We start from the raw sequence: 2211 nt of genomic DNA on the forward strand, positions 1-2211 counted from the left end.
CTATTCAGTATCGCCAAGAAGCCCTTAAAAAGGTTGTCTGATTTACTGTTGACAATCCAAAGAAGTATCTGGCCAGCCGTGAGGACTCCTGTAAAGCCTTATTCGTAACCGATACACATCCTACTAGACGAATGGCCATTCCTACGTTCAGGTGGGCATTAAAACGGCTTGCAGATCGGGGAGAGATCGAAACAAATGTATACCCTCATCGCTTTCGTCATACCTATGCGTGCCAGCTCCTTGATAATGGAGCACCTTTAGATTTCATTCAAGGCATGTTAGGACATGAAAAAGCATCAACTACTCAAATATACGCCCAGTTGCGCGGAGAACGCCGACGAGAACTTTACCGCCGGTTCTTTTAGCATAATCTGTACTATTGAGTAACGGTGGTATGCTCTTAAGATCGCCGTTACTCAACTAAAGGGCAGAAGAGTTTAATAGAGTTCATCTGTGGATTAGAAGAGGGTAGGTTGTTTCGTTAAATACACTTCAATCACTTTGGAACCTCTTCCGCATCTCTTCAAATCGTTTTCTTGCTTCTTCCGAGTTGTCAGCATATAACAACGAATAACCAGCATTCGGATTCGATGGTCTGGCATTTTCGAGTGAGTATAGCTTGTACCGTCTCTTCTTGGGCGGGAAAGTAACGAACGCAATGTGACCAGAAATCGGAGTGAGTTCCATCTTCTTAAGTTTTGCTTTGGTAAACATATTGGGGGGGACATTTTCCAATGTGAATTGCTTCATGAGGACGACCTCCAATTTTTATTTACCATTTTACCATATTGAAGTGCTAATCATTATCATGCTAACGGAGAACAAGAGTTTAGGGGCTTGCTGGAGGCAACTCCTTTTTTCTTTGTTGAAGTAACGGGCAGATTTGCATAACAACCATTCACAAAAAAATGGTATATGAAGGAGAGTGTTCCCGTGGATGAGAACGTTGAGATCGTAAAAAGATTTTATGATGAAACCGTACAGTACGAGTGGAATCGGTTGGACCGACACAAAGTTGAGTACGAGCTTAGCAAACGTTACATTAAACGCTACGTCAAGCCTAAAGAAATCGTGTTAGACCTTGGGGGCGGACCAGGGAAGTATTCACTCTATCTCTCGGAGCTTGGCTGCGATGTAACACTTGCCGACTTATCACCAAAAAACGTAGATTTCGCAATAAATAAGGCTCGAGAGCTTGGTTTGCATCTAAATGCTATTTGTGCGGATAGCCGTGATTTATCAGCTTTTGACGATGAGTATTTTGACCATGTTCTATGCATGGGACCGATGTACCATCTAAAAGATGAGAATGACAGAATAAATACGATAAACGAGTGTATGAAAAAGTTAAAGCCTAATGGGACTCTTTTCGTGTCGTTCGTCTCGTCTTTTTCATTCGTTTGGGATTATCTTATCCGCAACCCAGGTCTGATTCTTACGGAAGACAGAAAAACAGAACTCAATATTATTCGTGATGATGTGAATTTTGCAGGACATGGATTTACGGAGAATTTTTATATCCGACCAAATGATGTTCTTCCGTTCTTTGAAAGATTCGAACTTGAAAAGCTCCATCTGATTAACTGTGAGAGCTTTTTATATTTACGTGAGCCTGAACTTCTTATGCATTCACCTGAGGTGATAACTGCTTGGTTGGACTTGGCTGAGCAAGTATGTGAACGGGAGGATCTTATGAGTTTAGCTGAACATTTCATGTATATTGGTAGAAAAAAGAACATTGTATGATTCAACTAAACTTAAGCTAACGAGCAGCATTCCTATTATGAAGAAATACGAGGTTTGAGAAAAAGAAAAGGTCCTTGGTATGATATTAATGGGTCCACGACGCTGGCCGGCTGAACGGATCCCAAAAACAAACCAAGGAGAGTACATCATGAATTCTAATCAAAATGAGCGCATTAATCAAATCACATCTTCTACCTTAATTGTCTGTGTGGACATCGCCAAATTCAAACATGTGGCTCGTGCACAAGACAACCGCGGAGTCGAGTTTGGGAAGGCAATTACGTTTGAAAACACACGAGAAGGATTCGAATTGTTTGTGAACTGGTTTCGGAAGATCTCAGCGGAACAAGGGTTCCAAGACGTTATTGTTGGCATGGAACCAACCGGTCATTACTGGCTGAACCCTGCTCATTTTTTTAGAGAAAAGCAAGTGAAGTACGGCGTTGTGAATCCGATGCACGTGAA

General features: G+C 41.7%; 4 protein-coding genes. 3 read left to right on the forward strand and 1 reads right to left on the reverse strand.

Annotated features, from left to right (window positions below):
- Positions 1-68: 68 nt before the first annotated feature.
- On the forward strand, positions 69-365 hold the full coding sequence (locus tag IEY46_RS36125) for a tyrosine-type recombinase/integrase (protein WP_268239568.1): 297 nt from the start codon (positions 69-71) through the stop codon (positions 363-365).
- 127 nt (positions 366-492) lie between these two features.
- Here the strand turns inward: IEY46_RS36125 and IEY46_RS36130 are convergent, their stop codons facing one another.
- The gene (locus IEY46_RS36130; protein ID WP_189001251.1) at positions 493-750 is read right to left on the reverse strand and encodes a hypothetical protein; all 258 of its coding nucleotides are present in this window, start codon (positions 748-750) and stop codon (positions 493-495) included.
- Positions 751-933: 183 nt separating this feature from the next.
- Here IEY46_RS36130 and IEY46_RS36135 point away from each other — a divergent pair, with 183 nt between their 5' ends.
- Both IEY46_RS36135 and IEY46_RS36140 read left to right on the forward strand, forming a co-directional pair.
- Positions 934-1746, forward strand: a complete 813-nt coding sequence (locus IEY46_RS36135; RefSeq protein WP_189001254.1) for a class I SAM-dependent methyltransferase — start codon at positions 934-936, stop codon at positions 1744-1746.
- 148 nt (positions 1747-1894) lie between these two features.
- Positions 1895-2211, forward strand: a 317-nt coding sequence (locus tag IEY46_RS36140; RefSeq protein WP_189001257.1) for an IS110 family transposase, incomplete at its 3' end; no start/stop codon positions are given.

Origin of the sequence: Paenibacillus nasutitermitis (assembly GCF_014641075.1) — a bacterium.
Lineage (GTDB): Bacteria > Bacillota > Bacilli > Paenibacillales > Paenibacillaceae > Paenibacillus_Z > Paenibacillus_Z nasutitermitis.